Below are 23354 nucleotides of genomic sequence, written 5' to 3' on the forward strand. Positions count from 1 at the left end.
TTAATTCCAAGGTTTTTTAACAACACGAATTTTTCTTCTTTTTTTGGTAGCGTTATCATCGTTTGAACTCTTATCATTTAAGATATTTTGTTTTTGTTGAGGGGCGTTTTGGAAACTTTCAACAAAAGGGAATTTTAAAATAGTAGCAGCAATATTCAAAGACATTTGATAAATCATTTTATTAAATAAGCGTTGTCCTTCTTTTTGATATTCAATAAAAGAATCTTGTTGGCCGTAACCCACAAATCCAATCCCTTGTCTTAAAAAACTCATATCATTAATATGATGTTTGTAATGAGTATCAATTATTTTTAACATAATCCATCTTAAGGCATTAGTAAAGTGTTGTATTTCAAGGGATTCTTTTTCCAAAACAGTTTTTTGACTGTCTAAAATAGTTGTTATTTTTTGCGATAAATGGTTTTTAAAAGAGGATAAAGTGTTATTTTTATTTTTAAGGTTTTCGTATATTGTTTGTATTTCTTTGATATCAAAAGTATTTTTGGGGAAAAAGTTTTTTTCCAAAAAAAGAATTAATGATTCGGTTTGATTTTTATTTTTTGAATTATTATTAAAATAAGGTAAAATTTCTTGATTAAGGGTTTTTTGAATCAACGTTAAAGCTATTTTTTCAGGATCAGAACTATTTAAAATTTCTTTTCTTTGGTCATAAATCATTTCTCTTTGCGTTCTTAAAATATCATCATATTTTAAAAGATATTTGCGATAATCAAAATTAGAAGATTCTACTTTTTTTTGAATTTTAGTAAAAAAATTAGTAATCATTTTAGATGATGTTTTGGCTTCAGTGGCGTTTATTTTTTGTAATAAAGAAATAATTTTTTCTATTTTAGTGCCACCAAATCTTTGAGCTAATTCATCTTCACTGGAAATGAAAAAACGTGAATATCCTGGATCTCCTTGACGACCAGAACGACCTCTTAATTGGTTATCGATTCTTCTTGATTCATGTCGTTCAGTTCCTAAAACAACTAATCCACCTAATTCAACAACTCCTTCTCCTAAACGAATATCAGTTCCTCTTCCGGCCATATTAGTTGCTATAGTGATGGCATTTTTTATTCCTGCTTTAGCAATAATTTCGGCCTCTTTAGAGTGATTTTTGGCGTTTAGAATTTCGTGTTTAATTAATTTTTTTTTTAATTTTTTAGAAATAATTTCTGAAACCTCAACTGTAGTTGTTCCTATTAAAATAGGTTGTCCTTTTTTATTGCGTTCTAACACTTCTTCTATTAAAGCATCATATTTTTCTTTTAAAGAAACAAAAATAAAATCTGGTTCATCAATTCTAATCATTGGTAAATTAGTAGGGATTTCAATTACTTCCATGTTATAAATATCTCTAAATTCATCTTCTTCGGTTTTAGCAGTTCCTGTCATCCCTGATAATTTGTGATAAAGGCGGAAGAAATTTTGATAAGTAATGGTTGCTCCAATGGAAGTTTCTTCTTTGATTAAAACCCTTTCCTTAGCTTCTAAGGCTTGATGCAAGCCGTCGCTAAATTGACGCCCTTTTAAAACCCTTCCTGTAAATTGATCGATAATTAAAACTTGATTTTGGTCTACCAAATAATCTTTGTTTTTATGCATAGTAAAATAAGCTTTTAGGGCATTTTTGATGTGATGAAGTAGTGAGGTATGTTCAACATTATATAAATTTTCAATTTGAAAAAATTTTTCAGCTTTGTTGATTCCTTCTTCAGTTAATTCAATTGTTTTAGTTTCTAATTCAATAAGATAATGTTGATTTTTTAAAGTTCTTACAAAACGTTGAGCTTCTTTGTATAAATTTTTACCCTCTTTCATACTTTGAGAAATAATCAAAGGTGTTCTAGCTTCATCAATTAAAATAGAATCCACTTCATCAACGATAGCATAACTATAAGGACGTTTCATAACTAAATTTTGAGAATCAATTTTCATATTATCTCTTAAATAATCAAAACCAAGTTCACTATTGGTAGTATAAAGGATGTCGCATAAATAAGCTGCTTGTTTTTCTTCGGTGGTATTTTCTTTAACATTAAGTCCCACTTGCAAACCTAAAAAACGATAAACTTCTCCAATATTGCCTTCAAATTCTCTTTTAGCTAAATATTCATTAACTGTAACAATATGGACGGGATTTCCGCTTAAAGCATTAAGATAAGCAGGCATAATGGCTGTTAAGGTTTTCCCTTCGCCTGTTTTCATTTCAGCAATATTACCTTGATGCAAAATAATAGCTCCTAAAATTTGCACATAATAAGGAGTTAGTCCTGTTACTCTTTTAGTAGCTTCTCTAGCCAAAGCATAGGCTTCTGGCAATAATTGATTCAGAGTTTCTCCTTTTTGATATCTTTGTTTTAATTCATCAGTTTTAAGCGCAAATTGGGAATCTTGCAATAAACTCATCGTTTCGCTTAGTTTTTCTATTTTATTAGCAATAACTCTAGCTTTTCTTAAAGCTTTTCTAGAAGAATTAAATATTTTTTTTAAAAAATTAAACATAATGGTTTTAATCCTTTTTTTGTTTTTTCTTTAATCTATAAATTAAAAAAATTAAAATATTTTGCTCATTTTATCTTACGCGTGGCGTGGTACACATTATTTACTTATTTTGATCATAGTTATCTTAATTTTAATTGATTTTTCAACTATTTTTTTATTGTCGCCTCCCTTTTTAAAAGCAAATATGAAACTACAATCAATAAAAAAATTAAAAATGAAAAAAAGTAAACATCAACAACATTATACCTTTTTTAAACAGAAAAATAAAGATTATTTTGAAAAAATATTAAAAATATAATATCAAGATTTTTAATTGGTTTTAAATAATTGTTAAATATTGTTTGTAATGCTTTTTTGATAAAAAAATAGAGCAACTTTATAGATCATATCTGTTTTTAAAAATAAAAAGAGATTGCACAAATCATGAAACAATCACTTTGTTATCTTTTGGCGCTTTGGCGCAATTTTTGGAGTCATTTTAATTATTCTTCTAAATGAGGTTTGCAAGTTTTAAAAAGTCGACCATGAACATCATAAAGGTTAATTAAGCAAGTTTTAATTGATGTTCCAAAAAAATTAGTTCTAATTTTAAACCCTGTTAAGGGATTAAATTGAGTAATACTTTGAATAAAACCATTGGGAGTCGTTTTAATTAAAAGACCCATTTTTTTTAATTCTTGCATTGAATAACCAAATTCTTTAATTAAATCAGAAGAGCAATTGAGATTTAAACATTGTTGAGGAGTTATTTTAAGGTTTCTTAATTCTAAGCCAATATTTGATAATTTAATTAATTCTTTTAATTTATATCCAGCTTTCAATAATTCTTGAATAGTCAATCCAGCATTTTTTAACTCTTGAAGGGTATAACCTGCTTCTTTTAAATCATGAATGCTAACCTTCGCAAAAACTAATTGTTGAATGGAAAAGCCTTGCTCCTTTAATTCTTTGACTGTATGCCCTAATTCGCGTAATTCTTGGGCTGTTAATTGTAATTTTTGAAGTTGTTCCAAAGAATAACCAGCATCTCTTAATTGCGGGATTGAAATTCCATTTTGGTTTAATTCCTCAGCACTAAAGAAAGCATCTTTTAATTCTTGTGGAGTATAATAAGCTTCCTGAAATAATTGCTTTATTGAGTATGAAGCTTTTTTAATTTCTTCTAAAGAATAACCATAGTCTTTTAAATTTTTAGCACTAAAGCCAGCATCTTTTAATTCTTGTGGAGTATAACCTACTAATTTTAAATCATATAAATTTAACCCTGAATATCTTAATTGAACTGCACTAAAGCCAGCATCTTTTAATTCTTTCGTTGTGACCCCTAAATAAAGCATTAATTCTTTAGCACTAAAGCCAGCTTGTTTTAATTGTAAAACAGTATATCCGCTTTCTATTTTGATTTTATTAACAGTATATTTAAAAGCTAATTCTAAAGGATTATAACCAATTTGGAGCAAATTAAAGACATTATATCCCTTTTTTTCTAATTCATCTAAAGTAACAAAATGTTTTTTAAAATCTTTAGCTTTAAAACCTATTTGCTGAAAAATCTTATTATCGAGTCCCCAATTGATTAATTCTTTTGGGTTGTAACCAGCTTGTTTTAAATCTTGGGGTAAATAACCAACTGCTATAAGTTCTTGAGGTAGATAACCAGCATTTTTTAAACTTTGCAAGGAATAATGTGCTAATTTTAATTCTTGCAGAGATAAACCTCCTGCTTTTAACTCTTTGGCGCTAAAGCCTGATTTTTTTAATTGTACAAGAGTATATCCTTTTTTAATTAATTCTTGAATATTGATCCCTTGTTCTTTTAAGATTTTAATACAATTAGTTATTTTTTGCATTTTTTGTAATTGATTAATAGTGTATCCAAGATTTGTTAAAGTTTGAAGAGTAAATCCTAATTTTTTAAATTGTTCTAATTGTGCTTTTTCTATTTCCGAGTTTTCATCAATTTTATTATCAATAAAAATTTCTTCTTTTTTAGGTACATCAGAATCAATATTTACTAATTCTTTGTTATTTACCTTAGGAAAATTAAGGAATTCGGTAAGATCAAAAAATAAAATCATAAAAAACAATAAAATTATTAAAATAATGGCAATCCAACGTTTTTTTAAAAATAAATTAATATTCATTATCAAAACATTTCTATTTTTAATTTCTATTTTAAAGTAACTAATATTTAAAATCTTTTTTTGATTTATTTGGGTTTAACTGTTTCTTTTTTGCTTCTTTTTTAAAGAGGTGAGAGAAAAAGAGTTAAAAGGGGGGAGGATAAAAGAAAATTAAAATATTAAAACAACAAGAAAGTAATAAATACACTTATATTATAACTTATTTAAATCATCATTAAAACATTAATTATTGATAAAAATTTGGATTCTTAATTTGATATTTGTTGATAAATTTTATTTTTTTGGTACTTTAAATGTTAAAAAAAGGCCAATCTGAAGATTAGTCTGGGGTATAAAAAAAGAACTAATCTTTCAAGATTAGTTCTGAGTTAATTGTAGTCTGGGGAGACTTGGAGTATTTTACCATGCGGATGGTAATATGGGTTTCCATCAAAGGGAGTGGGTTTGATGTATACATATTTATTTCGGTTATAAACGAAATCTGATTCTTTGCAGGATAGATATTTTTTTGAACGTTCATTAACGAGATTGTATTTTTTTAAAACATTTTCTACTTCGGTTTTGTTGGCGCAAGTTTTGATGTCGTTGTCGAGGTTTATTTCGTATTCCGAGTTTTTTATGACTTCGAATATATTGATTTTTTTGATGGGTTTTGCGTGGAATTCTATGGTTGTTGAAGCGATATTGTTGTGATATGGGAAACTGGGGGCATTATTCAACAAGTTCAATTGGTATGTTAATTTTAACTCCATTTTGATGCCATTCGTTGCGAAAAGTGTTTAAGTCAGTTTCTGTGAAACCTGATAATTCTTCCTCCTTTAAGGTTATTTTGATAGTTACGTCTTTAGCTTCTCCGGGTTTCATTGTTGGTTGATCTGAATTGTTATATTCTGTCTCTGTTCCGTTTTGGTTGTAGTAATATTTAATGTTTAACAATCTGTTTACTTGTTCTTTTAAGATTGCGTTATCGTTTTTTATTTTGATTTCGTGTTTACCTATTTTTAGGTGTAATTTTCCTGTTTTTGATTGATTGGTTATTTTTGCTTGGTGATATATTTCTTTGGTTTCCTTTGTGTTGTCAAAGAGGATGGCATCTTTAGGGGTTAATGATAGGTTAGAGTTTGTTCCAACATTATCTAGTTTGATGATGTCTTGTTTGGAGGTTAATTTTACTGTAGTTTCGGTTGATTCTTTGGTTTTGTGATATTGACTAATGGCGAATACTCCACCGAATAATGCTCCCGTAGTTAGGGTAATAATTGAAATGAAGATAATTGGTTTTTTTAATGTGTTTTTAATTTTAATAAAATTCATGTTTTTATTTCTCCTTTATTTAGTATTTAATCATACATTTTCTATTATACTCTTTTTTTTTTTTTTGCAAGAGTATTGCTTGGCTTTGGGTTTTTTAGTGGAGGTTGTTACGTGTGTGTTGTGTGTATTGTTGATACGCCTAATCTGAAGATTAGTCTGGGGTATAAAAAAAGAACTAATCTTTTCAAGATTAGTTCTGGGGAGTTAGAGTGGATTGTTTATTTTGTTTTAAATATTTTATTTATTTTTTTAAGTTTAAAATTAATTGTATGTAAAATCGTTCTTTTCAGTTTTCACATTTCTTCACTTTTATTATGTACAAGAGAGAACGTTTTTTGTTATTTTTATGAATTTAACTTGTTTTTCCTTTTAATGATAATAATAGCAATTAGAAAGATTAAAAGAAGGAAGAAAAAAAAGAAGAGGAAAAAGAAAAGATAAGTATAAAACGTTCTTATTTTAAATGTAACTGTTGTATGATAGTTATCATAGGAAATTAAAGCCTTATTTGTTTCTATCTTAATTACTTTAATACTCTCTTTAATTAAACCTTGATTTTCTTCATATAAAGCGTTAATAATAGTATTTTGATGATTATTCTTTAATTTCTTTTTAATTGAAGGTTTAATATAGATAAAAGTGACTGCTTGTTCTTTTTGTTGCTTAATAGTAATAAAAGCTTTATTGGTTTCTATCTTCAACACCCTAAGATTATCTTTCTCTTTTAATAAATCAGGATTATTAATAAGAAGAGCATCGATAATAGTAGTATCTTGTATGTTATCTACAATCCCTAAATTAGTCTTGGTAATAATAATAAGAGGTTGTATTGTAAAGGTTACTATAATAGTATCTTCACATCCTTGGTATTCTACTTGTGCTTGATTATTTCTTATCTTAGTAACTGTCAGATTATCTTTTAATAAAGCAGGATTCTTCTGGCAAATAGCATTTATAATGGTGTCTTCTTTGTTATCATCTATTATACCCAATTCTTTATTATTAAGTAATTCTTCTAATAAAACCTTAGTATCAATATAATTAAAGATAACTTCTTCTTGGCTTACTACTCTTTTAGCATCATTTTCTGATCTTACTTTAAGATGATTAGAACGAGTCTTTACAAGTATACATTCATCAAGAGTTAATGTATCTTCTATCTGTAATAATTTATTTAATAATAATTGCTTATTAGGGTTCTTCCTTTCTTCTAAAGATAAAGTTATTTTAGTTGCTAATGGTTTTAAGTATTTTTCTAACTTCAAAGGTTTACTATCTTTGATATAGTATCTTACTATAACACTTCCCAAGCAATCATCATGGCATACCTTTGCTGCAGGAATTCTAATAGTATTTATCATCAAAGGAGTAATCTTAAAACCATCTTTACTTAAAGTAATTCCTTTAGATAATATTTGATTAATAATAGTATCATTACTATCATCTTGGATTCCTAATAAATCCCTTTGTAAAGGAAGTATCTTATCTTCTATCTTATCCTTATCTCCTTGATTAATGGAGTTATCTAAGGGATAAACATTAACTAATAAAAACATAATAAAACTAATTAATATCATTAAGATATATACTTTATTCTTTATAATTAATTGCTTATTATGACTACCAAAATAAGTCATATCAAAAAAAACTATTTATTTTACCTTTCTATTTCTAATTTCTAATTTTATAGTATGTATGTATATTATTTATATATATGTTTGCATATATAAACATGTACGTATGTATTTATATATTTATATGTATTTATATAGGGGTTTAAATGGTTTTTTATATATTGTTTGTAACTATTTACATACTATTCATATATATAATAATATCTAATACTTATATATACTTAGTAACTATTATATGCTTTATATATAAGCGTTTAATATATACATTTATACTTGATATACTATAATTTAACTATTTAATATTCAACAATACTGACTCTCTATTTCCTTATTATCAAATGATAATAATGATGTTATTAATTATATTATACACGGAAACTATCTTTTTTGTTATAATGATTGGTACACATTAAAAAAGGGAACAAAGAGGAATGAAGAAAACAAAAGAGTATCATCAATTCATTAAAATCCGCGGTGCACGCGAAAATAATTTAAAAAACATTAATCTTGATATTCCTAAAAATAAACTAGTTGTCATTACTGGATTATCTGGTTCTGGTAAATCCTCTTTAGCTTTTGATACCCTATATCAAGAAGGTAAAAGAAGATATGTTGAATCATTAAGTGCTTATGCTAGACAATTTTTAGGTAATTTTGAAAAACCAGATGTTGATAGCATTGAAGGTTTAAGCCCTTCTATTAGCATTGACCAAAAAACTACTTCTCATAATCCCCGTTCTACTGTAGGAACTATTACTGAAATTTATGATTATTTAAGATTAATTTATGCTAATATTAGTATCCCTTATCATCCTCTTAAAAAGATAGCTTTAGAAAAACAAACTATTGAACAAATGATCACTAAAATTGAAGAAACATGCAATCAAACTATGGTTATCATTTTAGCCCCTATCATTGAAAGACAAAAGGGGAGCCATAGAAAAACTTTGGACAAATTATTACAAGATGGTTTTTTAAGAGTACGGATTAATGAAGAAATAAGTTTAATTAATGAAGCCAAACCTTTAATCAAAAATCAATATCATAGCATTGAAGTTGTCGTTGACCGTATCTTAATTAATGCAGATAATCAAACAAGACTTTATGAAGCCTTAGAGCAAGCCTTAAAATTAACTCAAGGAAAAGTCTTTGTTATGCCTTATCACAAGGAAAATCACAAGGGAAATAATGATAACAAGGGGGGTAAGGAAAATCATATTTTAAAATTAAACAGTCATTATCATCTAGAAGGAATGGATTATGATGTTCCTTTAAAAGAAGCACGTATCTTTTCCTTTAATACTCCCTTAGGAGCATGTAGCAATTGTAAAGGAATAGGAGTTAAAGGACGTATTAATTATGAAAAGATCATTGATATCAACAAATCTTTAAACGATGGTGCTATTTTAATCAACCAAGAAATGAAGCAAAAAGATAAAATTAAACAAATATGTAAACATTATCAAATTGATATGAATATCCCTTTAAAGTACTTAGAAACATCTAAGTTAGAAATATTACTTTATGGTTCTTTAGAACAACAAGAATATTTTTATACTAATCAAAAAGATTTAACTAAGCAAGCTCAAAAATCAAGTCAAACTAATTTCTTTGAAGGAATATTCAATCATGCTCTTCTTCAATTTGTAAATTCCTTAGATCATCAAAATCAAACTTATCATCAAATAAGTTATTATAACTATTTAGATAATCTTATGATGGAAAAAAAATGCCCTATTTGTCAAGGACAAAAATTAAATCAAGGAGCTTTACTCTTTAAAATTAATAATCTTAATATTTATGAATTAACTACTTTATCAATTGATGAACTAATTACCTTTTTAAAAGAATTAACCCTAACCCCTGAAGAAACTAAAATTATTAATTTAGCTTTTTTAGAAGTGATCCAACGTTTAACCTTTTTACAAGAAATTGGACTTGGTTATTTAACCTTAGCACGCAGTGGTAACACTTTATCAGGAGGAGAAGCTCAAAGAATTCGTTTAGCTACTCAAATTGGTTCTAAATTATCAGGAGTATTATATGTGCTAGATGAACCTTCAATTGGTTTACATCAAAAAGATAATGATTTATTAATTAATTCTTTAAAAAAAATGTGTCATTTAGGGAATTCTTTAATTGTAGTAGAACATGATCATGATACTATGTTAGCAGCTGATTATTTAATTGATATTGGCCCTAAAGCAGGTCTTTTAGGAGGAGAAGTGCAAGCTGCAGGAACACCACAAGAAGTAATGCGAAATCCTAATAGTTTAACAGGAAAATATTTAGCTGGTACTCTTACTATTAATATTCCTCAACAAAGAAGACCTTTTAATGAAAGATATTTATTAGTTACTAATGCTTGTAAAAATAATTTAAAAAACATTGATGTTGCTTTCCCCATGGAAAATTTAACAGTAGTAACAGGAGTATCTGGTTCTGGTAAATCTACTTTAGTCAATGATGTTTTATTAAAGGGGTTGCAACTGGGAATTCAAAATCAACATCATTTTCACAATAGTGTCTTACAAGAAAAAGAAGAAAAACAAACAATAGAACCAAATAAAGTTAACGATTTTAACCATATCACCAAAATAGTAGAAATATCACAATCACCTATCGGCAAAACCCCTAGAAGCAATCCTGTTACTTATACAGGCGTTTTTGACGAAATTAGAGATTTATATACTCAAATCCCCGAAGCTCAAATCAAAGGTTATCAAAAAGGACGCTTTTCTTTCAATGTCAAAGGAGGAAGATGCGAAGCTTGTTCTGGTGACGGAGTCAAAAAGATTTCTATGAATTTCTTACCTGATGTTTATGTCAAATGTGAAAGTTGCCAAGGAACAAGATATCAAAAAGAAACTTTAAAAATTAAATACAAAGGCAAAAGCATTGCAGATATCCTCAATATGAATATTGATGAAGGAGTAACTTTTTTCAAAAACCATCCCAAAATTAAACATCCCTTAGAAATATTACAAAAAGTAGGATTAGGATATATTAAATTAGGACAATCATCTCCTACTTTATCAGGAGGAGAATCACAAAGAGTCAAATTAGCTAGTGAATTAAATAAAAGTATTGTTAAAGGGGCTTTATATATCCTAGATGAACCGACTACTGGTTTGCATTCAGAAGATGTCAAACAATTAATTGATGTCTTACAACATATGGTAGATCAAAATGCTACTATTATCGTCATTGAACATAATTTAGATATTATTAAAAATGCTGATTATATTATTGATTTAGGACCTGAAGGAGGAGCTAAAGGAGGTTATTTAGTAGCAACAGGAACCCCTGAAGAAATCAGCAAACACAAAAGTAGTTATACAGGCAAATATTTAAAAAAGATCCTCAGTTAGACTAAAAGGTTAGACTTTTTAGTTGAACTGAGCTTTCAAAAAAATAGATATTATTTGAATTTGAAAAACGATATCTTCTCTTTTGAGAAAACAAAATAGCAAATTAATATAAAGGAATTTTTATAAGATTGATAAAATTAAAAAAAGAAATAATGAAGATTATTTTAATCATGTTAATAGGATTAGTGTTAACTACTAAAAACTATGTCATGGGAATGGAAAATAAGCCAGATAAACAAGTATATCAAGAAGAAGAAATAAAATTACTACAACTTTTATTAGATAAAAAAGCATTATTAGAAGAAATTGTTAAACTTCGTAAAAAAATTTTAAAAGAAGGGACCATTAACGAAAGAAGAAAGATTACAATATTAGAACAACAAAATTATCAATTACATTTAGCAATATCACAAATTCAAGCTTTAAAGAAGCCTTCTATTTTAAAAAATAATATCATTCAAAAACAAGGTCATAATAAAAAAGTAAGGTTTAATTTAGTCCCTCAAGTTAAAATAATATAAAAAAAGTTAAGGAATAATCACAAGACTCTCTTAGGAGAGTCTTTTTTCTTTTTTTAATTAGTTTGTTAGTTGTTTGGAGACCAAAAAGACCAACTTTGAATTAAAGTTGGTCTTAATAATGAATTTTAAAATATTATTATTTGTTTTTATTAAATTTAATACGGCTTAACAAAGAAGTAATAAAGGTTAATACTAAATAAAAAACACTTACAACTAAAAAAGGAGTAATAGTATCATAATTTACTGATGCATTTCTTTGAGCCGACCATAAAAGACTTGCTAAACCAATTACTGAAAACAAAGCAGTATCTTTGATGTTGATAATAAATTGATTCCATAAAGAAGGAACAGTTCTTGTCAAAGTTTGTGCAAAAATAATATATTTGAAAACTTGTTTATCGTTCATACCCAAAGCATGACCTGCTCTAGTTTGTTCTTTATCTAAGAATTGAGCATGATTGATCATAATAAAAGCTAAATTAAACCCAGTATTTAAAACAATAATAATTAATCCAACAGCAAAAGTACCTAAATTACCTTTAAATAAAGGTATATTAGTTCTTATGAATAAATTATAAATTAAGAAAGTTTGAAGTATAACAGGAATTGATTTAAACAAACAAACTATTCCATCTATTAATAAAGCAAGCATTTTGGTCATACGAGTTTGTTTGCCTGTAACCAAGGATAAAGTTTTTAGCTTCAAACATAATAAAGCTAAAACAAATCCCACAATTAAACCATAAAAAGATAGCAGCAAAGAGTAATATAATCCTTTTTCATATGTCAATAATTTTCTCCAAATAGTAGGTTTGGATTGTTCCATGTTACAAGCTATATCAAAATAATAATCATATCCATCTTTATATTCGTTGTTACTCTTGGCTTTGACTTTTTTAATACAATCGTCTAATGATTTCTTTAATTCAGATTTATTTTTTTGGAGATAAATCCCTAATGGCAAAACGTCTCCTGACATTTTAGCTGATTGATAATCATTTTGATATTTTGGTTGTTTTGTTGCAGCATCTATGATAAGGTTATCACTTATATAAACTGCCACTTCATCTTGTTCTAATTTATTCAAACAACCATTGTGATCATCGCTTGATCGGATATTTTCTTGATGTCCTTCTTTTTCTAATTGGCGATAATATTCACTGCCACTTATGACAGTTGCCTTAACTTTTTCTTGGATAATCAAATCCCACGTAATTTTATCTTTATTGGCAGCAAACAAATTTGATGCCTGAGAATTTTTTTTAAATAAAATTTTCGTACTTGCAGGATAATATGCAACTGCATCAAACTTTTCTTTTCTGTCATCAGTTACATTCATCATGCCCATAGCACAATCAATAATACCTTGGTCAAGATCATTTAAAACCCCTTGAACCCCACTATATGCTTTGACTTGTAATTCTTTTCCCATTTCTTTAGCTACTTCTTTGAAGAAAATAACATCAGAACCACTTACATATTCACCATTGGTAGTTTGTACTTTGTAATCTGGTTTTACAACATTGGAACCATCAAAAGCTACAGGAGGAGAGCAATTGACAACACCTAAAATAATTGCATTTTCCCTAGATGCTTGATTCTTAGCAGCAGGAGACATATAATGTAATCTTACATGAATCGCTGTGACAAATAATAAACTAATGACAATAATTAATATTTTTTTAAAATGACTCCTAAACTTTTCTTTAATTAAATTTACATTTATCATATTGTTTTAAATTAACCTTTCTATTTCCTTGTTGTTTAAATAATTTACCAAAACATAAATAGCAACATCATCAAATAATAAACATAAAGTAATCCTAACCTCTTTTCATAATATTAATTATCTCATTGGATCGAGAAAACCCCAAATGATATAACAAAATATTTAGAACAAGGGTAAGCAATTAAATATACTAATAATCATTAAACATAAAAGAATGATTTAGAAAAAGGGAAATGATTGTTTAATTGATTGTTTCTAGTATATCATGGATTAAAAACTTTGTCAATAAGTTAAGTGAAAATATTATCGAGATTATCATTAAAAATAAAATGAGGATATAAACAATAAAAACTTACAAAAAAGATGAATTCTTTTTTGTAAGTGTATAAAAATAAATCAGCTAAAAGTCATTTCAAAGAGTAAATGGTAATATTTATAAATAAGTAGTTATTTGATTAAATGGTAATCTAAAAGTATCTGATGTTTGATGTGAAGAAAGAGGTTTTCCTATAGCAACAATTAAAGTGGGGATGTATTTAGGATCAATACTTAGGATTTGATTGATAATCTTATGATTAAACCCTCCTATAGGACAAGTATCATAACCATAGCTTTGAGCTGCTAACATCAATTGTAAAGCCACTATGCCACATTCTAAAAAAAGTTCATTTTGTAATTCTGTTTTAGTTTGATTAGAATAGACAAGGTGAATCCGTTTTAATAATTGATTTTGAATATCTGTTGGTATTTTTTGAAGAGCAAAAGATGGTCTTAAGATGGCTTCTTTAGTCTCGTTTTTTTGGGTATTACCTAAAATCAAAATCATAGCGGAACTAGTTTCTAATTGACTTTGATTGCCGTATAAACAAGGTTGCAATTTTTTCTTACCAGCAATCGTTTCAATAACTACAAAATGCCAAGGTTGTAAGTTGAAGGAGGAAGGGGCTTTCATCGTATCTGTTAAAATTTGATTTAAGATATGACGTGATATTTGATGATTTTTTTGAAACACTTTAACAGCTTTTCTAGTTGTTAATATACTCATATGATGATTTTCCTTTAAACTTTGAATTATTTTAATTGTATTTTATGAGAAAATTAACGCTTTTTTAGATTAAACCTTTATCGAGCAAGGTTTGTCGCAAAAGGTCTGCTTGAGCAAAATCTTTGTTTTGTCTTGCTTGTTGCCACAAATGATAAGTTTGACAATCACTTAAAGTAGCTTGCAAAAAATCTATACGGATTCCTAAAATATCAAAAATTAATAACAAAGTATTATGATATTGAGATAAAAGGGTGATTTCTTTACTTTGATAAGCTTTTTTAATAGTTTGTTCAATTAAATCAATCACTTTGTGAGTGGCAAAATCATCTTGCATTAACTGATGAAAATCATTAAGAATAGTAGTTTGGTGGAGGGAGGATAAACCATGATGTAATTTCAAATAAAAATAGTTTTTGGTGAAGAAAGTAATAATTTTATGATATTTGATGCGAAATTGCTCCATTAAAGAATAATTAAAATTAATAGGTTTTCGATAATGAGTGTTTAAAAGAAAAAGCTTGATAATAGAGGGGTTAAATTGTTGCAATAAGTCGCGACACCAAACAACATTCCCTAAAGATTTAGACATTTTTTGATTTTGATAATCTAATCTGGCTACATGCATAAAAAAATTAGCTAAAGGGCGACCACTATGCGCTTGAGCTTGAGCTATTTCATTTTCATGATGAGGGAATTTTAAATCAGTCCCACCACCATGAATATCTAAAACAGTGGCAAAAATTTGATCAATCATAGCAACACATTCAGTATGCCACCCAGGTCTTCCTAAAAACCAAGGACTTTCATATTGAATCCCTTGAGTGGTTTTTTTCCACAAAATAAAATCACCAGGATGCTCTTTTTGAGGATCTAACTGTTTACGGGCGTTTTGCTTTAATTGAGACAAATCTTGATATTTTAATTTACCATAATCAGAAATTTTAGATATACGAAAATATATTCCTTGATCTGTGAAGTAAGCAAAACCTTTATTCAATAATTCTTGAATATAGGCAATCATAGATGTAATATACTTGGTTGCTTGAGGTTGAAAATTAATAGGTTGCAAATCTAATGAATTTAGAAGTTCCCGAAAAGCTTGAATATATTTTTGAGTTAAAAGATGTTCTGAAATCTGTGTTTTTGAAGCAGAGGCAATAATTTTATCATCAATATCAGTAATATTGACGGCATAGCGAACTTCAAACCCTAATATTTGTAAATACCTTTTAACAATATCAAAAAAGATTAAAGGTCTAGTGTTTCCCAAATGGAGATGATTATAAACAGTGGGTCCACATACATACATATTCACCAAAAAAGGATGTAAAGATTGAAAAAGTTGTTTTTTTTTTGTTAAAGAATTATAAATTTTTAACATGTTAGCAGTCCTTTTGATTTTAGAAAAATATACCAAAACTGTTGCCAAAACAAAAAACAAAAGAAGAGGAAATGTTTAACTAAAAATAAAATAATCTTATTGTTTTAATAATTGAGATAAATTATTAAGAACTTGTTTTTTTCCTAATAATGTTAAAAGAGGTGGTAAACTAGGACCTTGCATTTGATAAGTAGTACCAATGCGCAAAGCCATAAAAAGGTTTTTCTTGGGGAAATTACTTTCTTGAGCGACTTTTTTAATAAGTGTTGCAATAGTATCTTTTTCAAAATCAATTGCTTTAAAAGCCTGTTGAAACTTTTCTAAAATAAGGATGGTTTGAGGATTGCTTTTTAAATAATCTTGTGCTTCTTGGGATAAAGAAGGGGTTTTTGAAAAAAACAAATGATAAAAATCCTTTACTTGCTTGATATAATGCATGCGATCCTTGAATAAAGCTACAAATTGAGATAACCATTCTTTATTAGTTGCTTGTGCACAGGTATTTTGTAAGTAATTTTTATTGATAATAAAAGAAACTAAATTATCAAGAGGTAACTGCTTTAAATAATGATTATTTAAAAAATCTAATTTAGTTTTATCAAACATAGCAGGAGCTTTATTTAAACGAGTGGTATCAAAAAGGGCAATTAGTTCTTCAGGGGTTAAAATTTCTTGATTACCTGAAGGAGAGAAGCCTAAAAGTGCTAAAAAATTAAATAAAGATTGTGGAAGATAACCTAAATCATCATAAGATTCAATAAATTGCAAGACATCATAATCTCTTTTGCTAAGCTTTTTTTTCTGTTGATTCAAAATTAAAGTCATATGAGCAAATACTGGAATTGACCAATTAAAAACTTGATAAACCATAATTTGCTTAGGAGTATTGGTGATATGTTCTTCTCCTCGGAAAATATGAGAAATTTGCATTAAATGATCATCAACAGCGGCGGCAAAGTTATAAGAAGGATAACCATTGGATTTAAGAATAACCCAATCTTCAATCTCTTTACTTAAAAAAGTTAAGGGACCTCGAATTAAATCATGAAAAGTAAAAGTTTGATTTTCAGGAACACGAAATCTAATAGCAAAGGATTTTTTATCTGGGGTTAACTCTTGATAAGCTAAATTTTGTTGTACTAATTGTAAAGCATAATTGCGATAAATAGCTAATCTTTCTGATTGACGATAAGGACCAAAAGGGCCTTTAATATCAGGGCCTTCGTCCCAATTAATCCCTAACCAACGTAAATTTTTTAACTGTGAAGCTTCACCATTAGGAACATTGCGTAAAAGATCAGTGTCTTCTATTCTAATAATAAAATCGCCTTGATGATGTTTAGCGAATAAATAATTAAATAAAGCGGTTCGAGCATTACCGATATGTAAAAACCCAGTAGGACTGGGAGCATAACGAACTCTTATTTTAGTCATAGGCCAGACTTTCTCTTTTGGAAGATGATAATTTGCAAACAAAAATAAGTGTCATATTTATAAAAAAAAGAGCTTTTTAGCAAAGTTCTTTTTCATATTAACTATATTAACGTTTTGAGAATTGTGGAGCACGACGAGCTTTTTTCAAACCGTATTTTTTACGTTCCACACAACGAGCATCGCGGGTTAACAAACCGGCTTTTTTAAGGATAGTTCTTAATTCTGGTATATTTTCTAATAAAGCACGGGCGATGCCTAAACGAATAGCTCCGGCTTGAGCAGAAAGGCCACCGCCATTGACGTTAACGCGAACATCATATGCTTCTCTTTTTTCAGTTATGTGCAAAGGTTGCAACATTTCTAAACGCGTTGCAGGCGATGGTAAATATTTTTGAAAATCTTTAGTATTTATAGTTATTTTCCCAGTTCCACTAGTTAAAATAACTCTTGCCACAGCACTCTTGCGACGTCCTGTGCCACAATAATTTAGTTTTTGCATGAAATTAAACCTCTAAGATTTCTGGTTTTTGAGCTTGATGATTATGATTTGCTTGGGGATAAACAAATAATTTTTTACCAATTTGAGAACCTAATTTAGTGTGCGGGATCATCCCTAAAATAGCTTTTTCAACCATTCTAATAGGGAATTTACGCATCATTTCTGAAGCAGTCACTTTAGTTAATCCTCCTGGATATCCTGAATGCTTATAATAATTTTTTTGAGCCCATTTTTTACCAGTTAAATGTATTTGAGAAGCATTGATAACAATAACATAATCACCATTATCCACATGTGGAGTATAATGGGTTTTATTTTTGCCCTTTAAAACAGCAGCTACTTGAGTAGCTAATCGACCTAAGGTTTTACCTTTCGCATCGACTAAATGCCATTTACGTGTAATTGTGGAGTTATTGGCCATTAAAGTTTTATGACTGTTTTGAGATTGTGCTTGTGATTTTGGTATAATCATGAAATTTTCTCCTTATTTGTTCCAAAAAAATATGATATGAAATTAGATTAGATTAGATATTTTTAATTTGAAATAATTACAATAGAAAAAATATTTTTAAAAATTGATAATGCGAAATAATTTGAATGTATTGTCAACTACAATTTCTTCTTTTCTCAATGTTCTTTAATATTTTACTATAAAAAGAAGATTAAGTCAAGATATATGAACAACAAAACATGGTATATTATGGTTTTGTATAACAATTTATCAAAAAAATAAATTAGATTGATCGTATTGACAAGTTTAAATCTGTTTTGTTTTACTGGTGAAAAAATAAAATGTTTGTTGACGCAATTGATAATCAGCTACACATTAAGGGATTTTTGAAAAGCTAAAGCAGTATTTTTTCCGCGAAGGGATTCTACCAAAGCAAAAACAAAATCAAAAACAGTAATAGGAGAACGAGAAGTAACAAAATTACCACTAATCACAGCTTTTTTAGAAGGTAAATAATCTCCTGAAATAAAATTTTGACAACCAGGAAAACAAGTAAAAGAATGTTTAATTAATAAATCTAATTTTCCTAAAAACATCGGTGCTGCACAAATAGCTCCAATGATTTTGTCTGCTTTAACAAATTTTTTAATTACTTGAAGCAAGAAAGTTTCTTTTTCAATTAATGCAACTACATAAGGTCCACCTGGAATGACTAAAAAGTCAAAAACTTCAACTTCTTGATTCCTTAAATTACAATCTGCTTTCACACTAAGTCCACTAGAAGAAGTAACTTCTAACGATTCATTTAAAGTAGCGGCAGTAAGAGGCAAAGAAGCACGTTTTAATAAAGCTCTAGTCACTAAAGCTTCGCAATCTTCAAAACCATCATATAAAACTAATAATCCTTTTAACCCTTTCATATATCTCCTTTTAATTTTTGATGTTCTTATTTGATAATTATAATTATTTTTTAACTTAAAAAGATAAATTCTTAAAATATTTTAATGAAATGATAATCAAATAGAAAAATACCACAAAAAAACAATTTTTTGTGGTATTAGAATAAATGCATTTATTTTCCTGAATATTTTAATAAATTACGTCTTTTGCTAGTTTTCATAAAAAGACCTCTTTTAGAATGAAAATCATGAGGGTGCTTTTTAAGATGTTCACTTAATTGCTTAATTTCTTCTGCTAAAATGGCAATTTGAACTTTAGAAGAACCTGTATTTTTTGCAAAACTAGCGTTTTTTTCAATAATTTCTTTTTTTTGTTGTTTTGTTAACGCCATGAAAAAACCTCCTTATTTATTAAATTTAATAAGTTATGAGTTTGATAATTAAAATAGTAATTTGTTCTTAAACTTTACAAAATTGATCAACATTTAATACAAAAATAGTAGCACCACCAATAGAAACTTCTGTAGGTAAAGAACTATAAGCTGAAAATTGGTTCATAATGTTATTAGGAATCATCTGTGTCTTTTTGTGAGAATGTTTACCTATAATATCTAAAACCTTACTTACTTGATCTTCTCTTACACCCAATATAAAAGTAGCATTGGCCTTTTTTAAAAAACCACCTTGAGTAACTAAACGAGTAGTAAAAAAACTATTTTCTATTAAAACTGTTTGTACTTTGTTCGCATCGTTACTATTAACGATAGCTATAATTAATTTCATATGATCCACAAAAATATTATACCTTATTTTTTGAATTTTGATAAAAAAATGTTAAAAAAGAATGAAAAATTAAATTAAAGGGGGGGATAGATATTGGGAAGAAGGAAGTTATTGATTAAATTAGTAATTATGATAACTCAACGTTTATCTAATTTTAAAGCGATAAAATGGGTGATTAATTGAACTATTTGAGTTAAAATAAACATTATTAATAAAACTGTTAAAATTAAATCTAAATTATTAAAACCATGGATTTCGCGTACAAACAGTTCTCCTAAATATCCACGAGAAATAGCTAATTGACCAAGTCCCATATGACCTATAATCCCTAAAACAGAAGAGTAGGCTAAGGAGGTGACAAAAAGGGAAGCCACTTTCAAGATAATATCAGAACGAGCTTCTTTTAATACGAAAAAAAAGATAAATTGCAATTTAGAAGCGCCTAAGCTATCTGATGTTTGATACAATTCTTGATTAACAGTCATAAAAATTTGTTCACAATGACGAGCAAAAAGAGGAGTTAAAATTAAAGTTAATGAAAGTAAGCTAACTTTAAAACCATAAGACCAACTATTGCCTAACAAAGGACGCCACAAAAATTCAATAAATAAAACAATTAATAGAATAAAAGGAGTAGCAATTAAAAGATTAATGATAGTATTGATGATTAAATATTTTTTATGATAATTTTGTATTTTACATAAATATAAGTAAATTCCTAAAGCAAGACCTATTAAAAAAGATAGTAAGGTTGAGCAAATTGTAATTTTAAGAGTTTCGCCTAAAGCTTGCCAAAATAAATATTTATTGGATTCTTGATAAAACAAGACTTTTCCAAGAATGGTGAAAAAGGAGGGCATTTTTAAGCATTCCTAATAGCAGAAGTAGTTTTACCTAAATATGTAGCTTTAATGTTAGCACTTAATGAATCAATATCTTGGCTTGGAATCATATAATAATTAGCTTCTTTAAAAATATCAGTTTGAGCTTGTTTAATAATCATATCTTGTTTTAAAACATCTTGTAAAATTTTAATTTCTTGAGAAGTTTCGTTATCTTTACGAGCCACTAAAGAAATAGTATAAGAGTAAATAGGATCTTTTAAATCAGTTGGTTTTTGAAGAGTTGCTATGCTTTGAACAAGATTGCTTAAATTACCCATAAGAGTAGGATATTGTAGGCATAAATGATAATTACCATTTTTAAATTGAGAGGAGATTTCCATTAATTCAGCAGTTTCATATTCAATTTCAGGAAAACCCGGCGCACTTTCAAATAAGGAAGGATATAATTCAAAGGATTGTTGCAATGTTAATGCTTGCTTTGAATCCTTTTTTTTAATAATCCCTAATTGTTCTAAGACACAAAGAGATAATGATTTTTGAAAGTTATCACTAGATATTAAAATTTTTAATTTTTCATGAGGATGTGTTTGTTTAAAGGTTTTTAAATCAGATACATTGGTAAAACCTTGATCTTTTAAAGCAAAAAGTCCAAATTTAGCTAAATAAGTAGCTTGAATAAAAGTTAATTGATTAGGAGTGTCAACTAATTTTAATTTACTATTTGCAATATTTAAATGATGAATGTGAGCATCTAGTTTAGCATTTACTTCTTTATTGGCTAGCAAAGAATCAGTTTGAAAAAAAGAATCTCCAGGTAAATATAAAACTTCTAAAGTAATATTATGATATTCTTTTAAACGTTTTTGTACGCTACCTTCTAAAAAAGCTCTCACATTAGGCAATGCAGTGGCTACTTTTATTTTAGGAGAAAAAGATAAAGGATGGGTTTGAGGGGGATCAAGGCGCCATAAAAAATAAACTAAAAGAAGGTTTAATAACAAAGAGATGATTAAGACAACAGGCAAGATATTTTTTTTAAGTTTTTGTAAAAGGGGAATAAAAAAAGTAAACATATCAAATAAAAAGTCATTTCTAAAATAATTTATTTAAGGAATCAACAAACAAAACTCATCTCATATTAAAAATATTTTGATAAGAAATTGCTTGAAAGTTCAAAGAAGGTGTTTGCCCAATAATTTGTTTTAATTCTCCTTGTTCTAAAATAGCTACTCGATGACATAAGGTTTTAATGGAGGCAACATTATGAGATATTAACACAATAGTTGTTTTAAATTGATTATTAATTTGGTATAGTAATTTTAATATCTCTTGACTAGTAATTTCATCAAGAGCAAAAGTAGGTTCATCACAAAAGACAATCTTGGGACGATAAACTAAAGCTCTGGCGATTGCAACCCGTTGTTGCTGTCCGCCAGATAAAGTTTTAGGATAAGAGGTAGCAAAAGAGGATAAACCGACAAATGTTAACATTTGATTAACTTTATATTTAATATCATCTTTGGTAACATTTCTAATTTTTAAAGGTAAAGCAATATTATCAAATACATTTAAATTATTCAAAAGATTAAAATTTTGAAAAATCATAGCACTTTCAAGATGATTAAAACTTTTATTAATTGTTTGATCAAGGTTTTCATCTGGTAGTAAAAAACCATTAATAATTTTTAATAAAGTAGTTTTACCAGAACCAGATGAACCGACCAAACCAAAAATTTCTCCTTTAGCAATTGATAAAGTAATATTTTTTAATACTGGAATAGGGTTTTGATTAACTATAAAAGTTTTGAAAAGATTATTAATCTTAATCATATAGGTTATTTCCTTAATTGCTTCAATTGTTTTTTATATGTTTAACAGTTATTTTCTAAATTAGCAATTAATTGTTCGAAATTAAAAGGTAAGGGGGCTTTGAAAACCATTTTTTGATGAGTAATAGGATGTTGCATAATTATTTTTTGAGCATGTAAAAACTGACCTAAATCAGTATTATAACTTTGCGAACCATAAAGTTGATCCCCTACAATAGGATGTTTTAAGTATGCAAAATGAGCTCTTAATTGATGCGTTCTTCCTGTTTCTAAAAGACATTCCATCAAAGAATAAGCATGAAATCGTTTTAAAGTCGTAAAATGAGTAATAGCTTTTTTACCTTGTGCTAAAACTGTCATTTTTAAACGATGATGAGGATGCCTTGAAATAGGTAAATCAATAGTTCCTCGATCTTCTAAAAAACCTTCAATTAAAGCTTGATAAATCTTTTTAATAGTGCGATTTTTAAAAGCTTGTTGTAATTTTTGACTAACATCATTATTTTTAGCTATTAACATTAAACCAGTAGTATTTTTATCTAACCGATGAACAATTCCTGGTCTTAGGGTATCCAAACAACTTAAAGTTTTAATTTGATACAATAATCCATTTACTAAAGTTAATCCTTGAAAACTTAAAGAAGGATGAACCACTAAATTAGCGGGTTTATTAATGACAGCCAAATAAGGATCTTCATAAATAATCTCTAAATTAAGATTATAAGGTTGTTGAATTTTAGGAATTGGGGGAGACTCTAAAACATCAATTGTAACTATATCATTTTGTTTAAGTAAATAACTTTTTTTAGAAGGGTTATCGTTAACTAAAACATGCTTAGATAAAATCAATTGTTGACATTTGCTTTTATTAAAAGTTGTTTTTAGGGTTAAAAAATGATCTAAACGTTGTAGTGATTCGTTTTGAGAAATTATAAAATCTTGTTTTAGAATCATATCAAAGACC

At 27.7% G+C, this 23354-nt stretch carries 20 protein-coding genes; 2 read left to right on the top strand and 18 right to left on the bottom strand.

Features of this window, described 5'->3' with window-relative positions; translation table 11 throughout:
- The 5 genes from secA to CHTY_RS01695 all read right to left on the bottom strand — a co-directional run bounded on the left by secA (nt 1) and on the right by CHTY_RS01695 (nt 7546).
- Nucleotides 1–2511, bottom strand: a complete 2511-nt coding sequence (secA, locus tag CHTY_RS01675) for a preprotein translocase subunit SecA (RefSeq protein WP_203552194.1) — start codon at nt 2509–2511, stop codon at nt 1–3.
- Nucleotides 2512–2993: 482 nt separating this feature from the next.
- The gene (locus CHTY_RS01680; protein ID WP_203552195.1) at nt 2994–4655 is read right to left on the bottom strand and encodes a hypothetical protein; all 1662 of its coding nucleotides are present in this window, start codon (nt 4653–4655) and stop codon (nt 2994–2996) included.
- 368 nt (nt 4656–5023) lie between these two features.
- Nucleotides 5024–5407, bottom strand: a complete 384-nt coding sequence (locus CHTY_RS01685; RefSeq protein ID WP_203552196.1) for a hypothetical protein — start codon at nt 5405–5407, stop codon at nt 5024–5026.
- Entirely contained in the window at nt 5367–5969 is a 603-nt protein-coding gene (locus CHTY_RS01690) for a hypothetical protein (RefSeq protein ID WP_203552197.1), read from the bottom strand. Before CHTY_RS01690 ends, CHTY_RS01685 begins: the two co-directional genes overlap by 41 nt.
- A 344-nt stretch (nt 5970–6313) precedes the next feature.
- Complete coding sequence (locus CHTY_RS01695; protein ID WP_203552198.1) at nt 6314–7546, bottom strand: hypothetical protein; 1233 nt, start codon at nt 7544–7546, stop codon at nt 6314–6316.
- Nucleotides 7547–8034: 488 nt separating this feature from the next.
- Here CHTY_RS01695 and uvrA point away from each other — a divergent pair, with 488 nt between their 5' ends.
- Nucleotides 8035–10974, top strand: a complete 2940-nt coding sequence (uvrA, locus tag CHTY_RS01700; protein ID WP_203552199.1) for an excinuclease ABC subunit UvrA — start codon at nt 8035–8037, stop codon at nt 10972–10974.
- Nucleotides 10975–11102: 128 nt separating this feature from the next.
- On the top strand, nt 11103–11495 hold the full coding sequence (locus tag CHTY_RS01705; RefSeq protein WP_203552200.1) for a hypothetical protein: 393 nt from the start codon (nt 11103–11105) through the stop codon (nt 11493–11495).
- Between the two features lie 136 nt (nt 11496–11631).
- Here CHTY_RS01705 and CHTY_RS01710 read toward each other — a convergent pair whose 3' ends face one another.
- The 13 genes from CHTY_RS01710 to CHTY_RS01770 form a co-directional block, all read right to left on the bottom strand.
- Entirely contained in the window at nt 11632–13224 is a 1593-nt protein-coding gene (locus CHTY_RS01710; RefSeq protein WP_203552201.1) for an ABC transporter substrate-binding protein/permease, read from the bottom strand.
- A gap of 433 nt (nt 13225–13657) precedes the next feature.
- Nucleotides 13658–14269, bottom strand: a complete 612-nt coding sequence (locus tag CHTY_RS01715; protein WP_203552202.1) for a nitroreductase family protein — start codon at nt 14267–14269, stop codon at nt 13658–13660.
- Nucleotides 14270–14333: 64 nt separating this feature from the next.
- Nucleotides 14334–15650 (bottom strand): cysteine--tRNA ligase, encoded by a 1317-nt coding sequence (gene cysS, locus CHTY_RS01720; protein ID WP_203552203.1) that lies wholly within the window; start codon nt 15648–15650, stop codon nt 14334–14336.
- Nucleotides 15651–15746: 96 nt separating this feature from the next.
- Nucleotides 15747–17084: a glutamate--tRNA ligase gene (gene gltX, locus CHTY_RS01725; protein ID WP_203552204.1), complete on the bottom strand. Its 1338-nt coding sequence runs from the start codon at nt 17082–17084 to the stop codon at nt 15747–15749.
- Between the two features lie 106 nt (nt 17085–17190).
- A complete protein-coding gene (gene rpsI / locus CHTY_RS01730) occupies nt 17191–17583 on the bottom strand; it encodes a 30S ribosomal protein S9 (protein WP_203552205.1) in 393 nt (130 codons plus the stop codon).
- Nucleotides 17584–17587: 4 nt separating this feature from the next.
- Entirely contained in the window at nt 17588–18055 is a 468-nt protein-coding gene (gene rplM, locus CHTY_RS01735) for a 50S ribosomal protein L13 (protein ID WP_203552206.1), read from the bottom strand.
- 347 nt (nt 18056–18402) lie between these two features.
- A complete protein-coding gene (locus CHTY_RS01740; RefSeq protein ID WP_203552207.1) occupies nt 18403–18954 on the bottom strand; it encodes a DJ-1 family glyoxalase III in 552 nt (183 codons plus the stop codon).
- A 152-nt stretch (nt 18955–19106) separates the two neighbouring features.
- Nucleotides 19107–19325, bottom strand: coding sequence for a 30S ribosomal protein S15 (gene rpsO / locus CHTY_RS01745; RefSeq protein WP_203552208.1), 219 nt, complete (start codon nt 19323–19325; stop codon nt 19107–19109).
- 67 nt (nt 19326–19392) lie between these two features.
- Nucleotides 19393–19716 (bottom strand): cyclic-di-AMP receptor, encoded by a 324-nt coding sequence (locus tag CHTY_RS01750; protein WP_203552218.1) that lies wholly within the window; start codon nt 19714–19716, stop codon nt 19393–19395.
- Nucleotides 19717–19853: 137 nt separating this feature from the next.
- Nucleotides 19854–20576: an ABC transporter permease subunit gene (locus CHTY_RS01755; protein WP_203552209.1), complete on the bottom strand. Its 723-nt coding sequence runs from the start codon at nt 20574–20576 to the stop codon at nt 19854–19856.
- Between the two features lie 2 nt (nt 20577–20578).
- Nucleotides 20579–21634, bottom strand: coding sequence for a MetQ/NlpA family ABC transporter substrate-binding protein (locus CHTY_RS01760; RefSeq protein WP_203552210.1), 1056 nt, complete (start codon nt 21632–21634; stop codon nt 20579–20581).
- Nucleotides 21635–21689: 55 nt separating this feature from the next.
- A complete protein-coding gene (locus tag CHTY_RS01765) occupies nt 21690–22391 on the bottom strand; it encodes an ATP-binding cassette domain-containing protein (protein ID WP_203552211.1) in 702 nt (233 codons plus the stop codon).
- Nucleotides 22392–22432: 41 nt separating this feature from the next.
- Nucleotides 22433–23344 (bottom strand): RluA family pseudouridine synthase, encoded by a 912-nt coding sequence (locus CHTY_RS01770; RefSeq protein ID WP_203552212.1) that lies wholly within the window; start codon nt 23342–23344, stop codon nt 22433–22435.
- Nucleotides 23345–23354: the final 10 nt, after the last annotated feature.

Source organism: Candidatus Phytoplasma meliae (assembly GCF_016876135.2).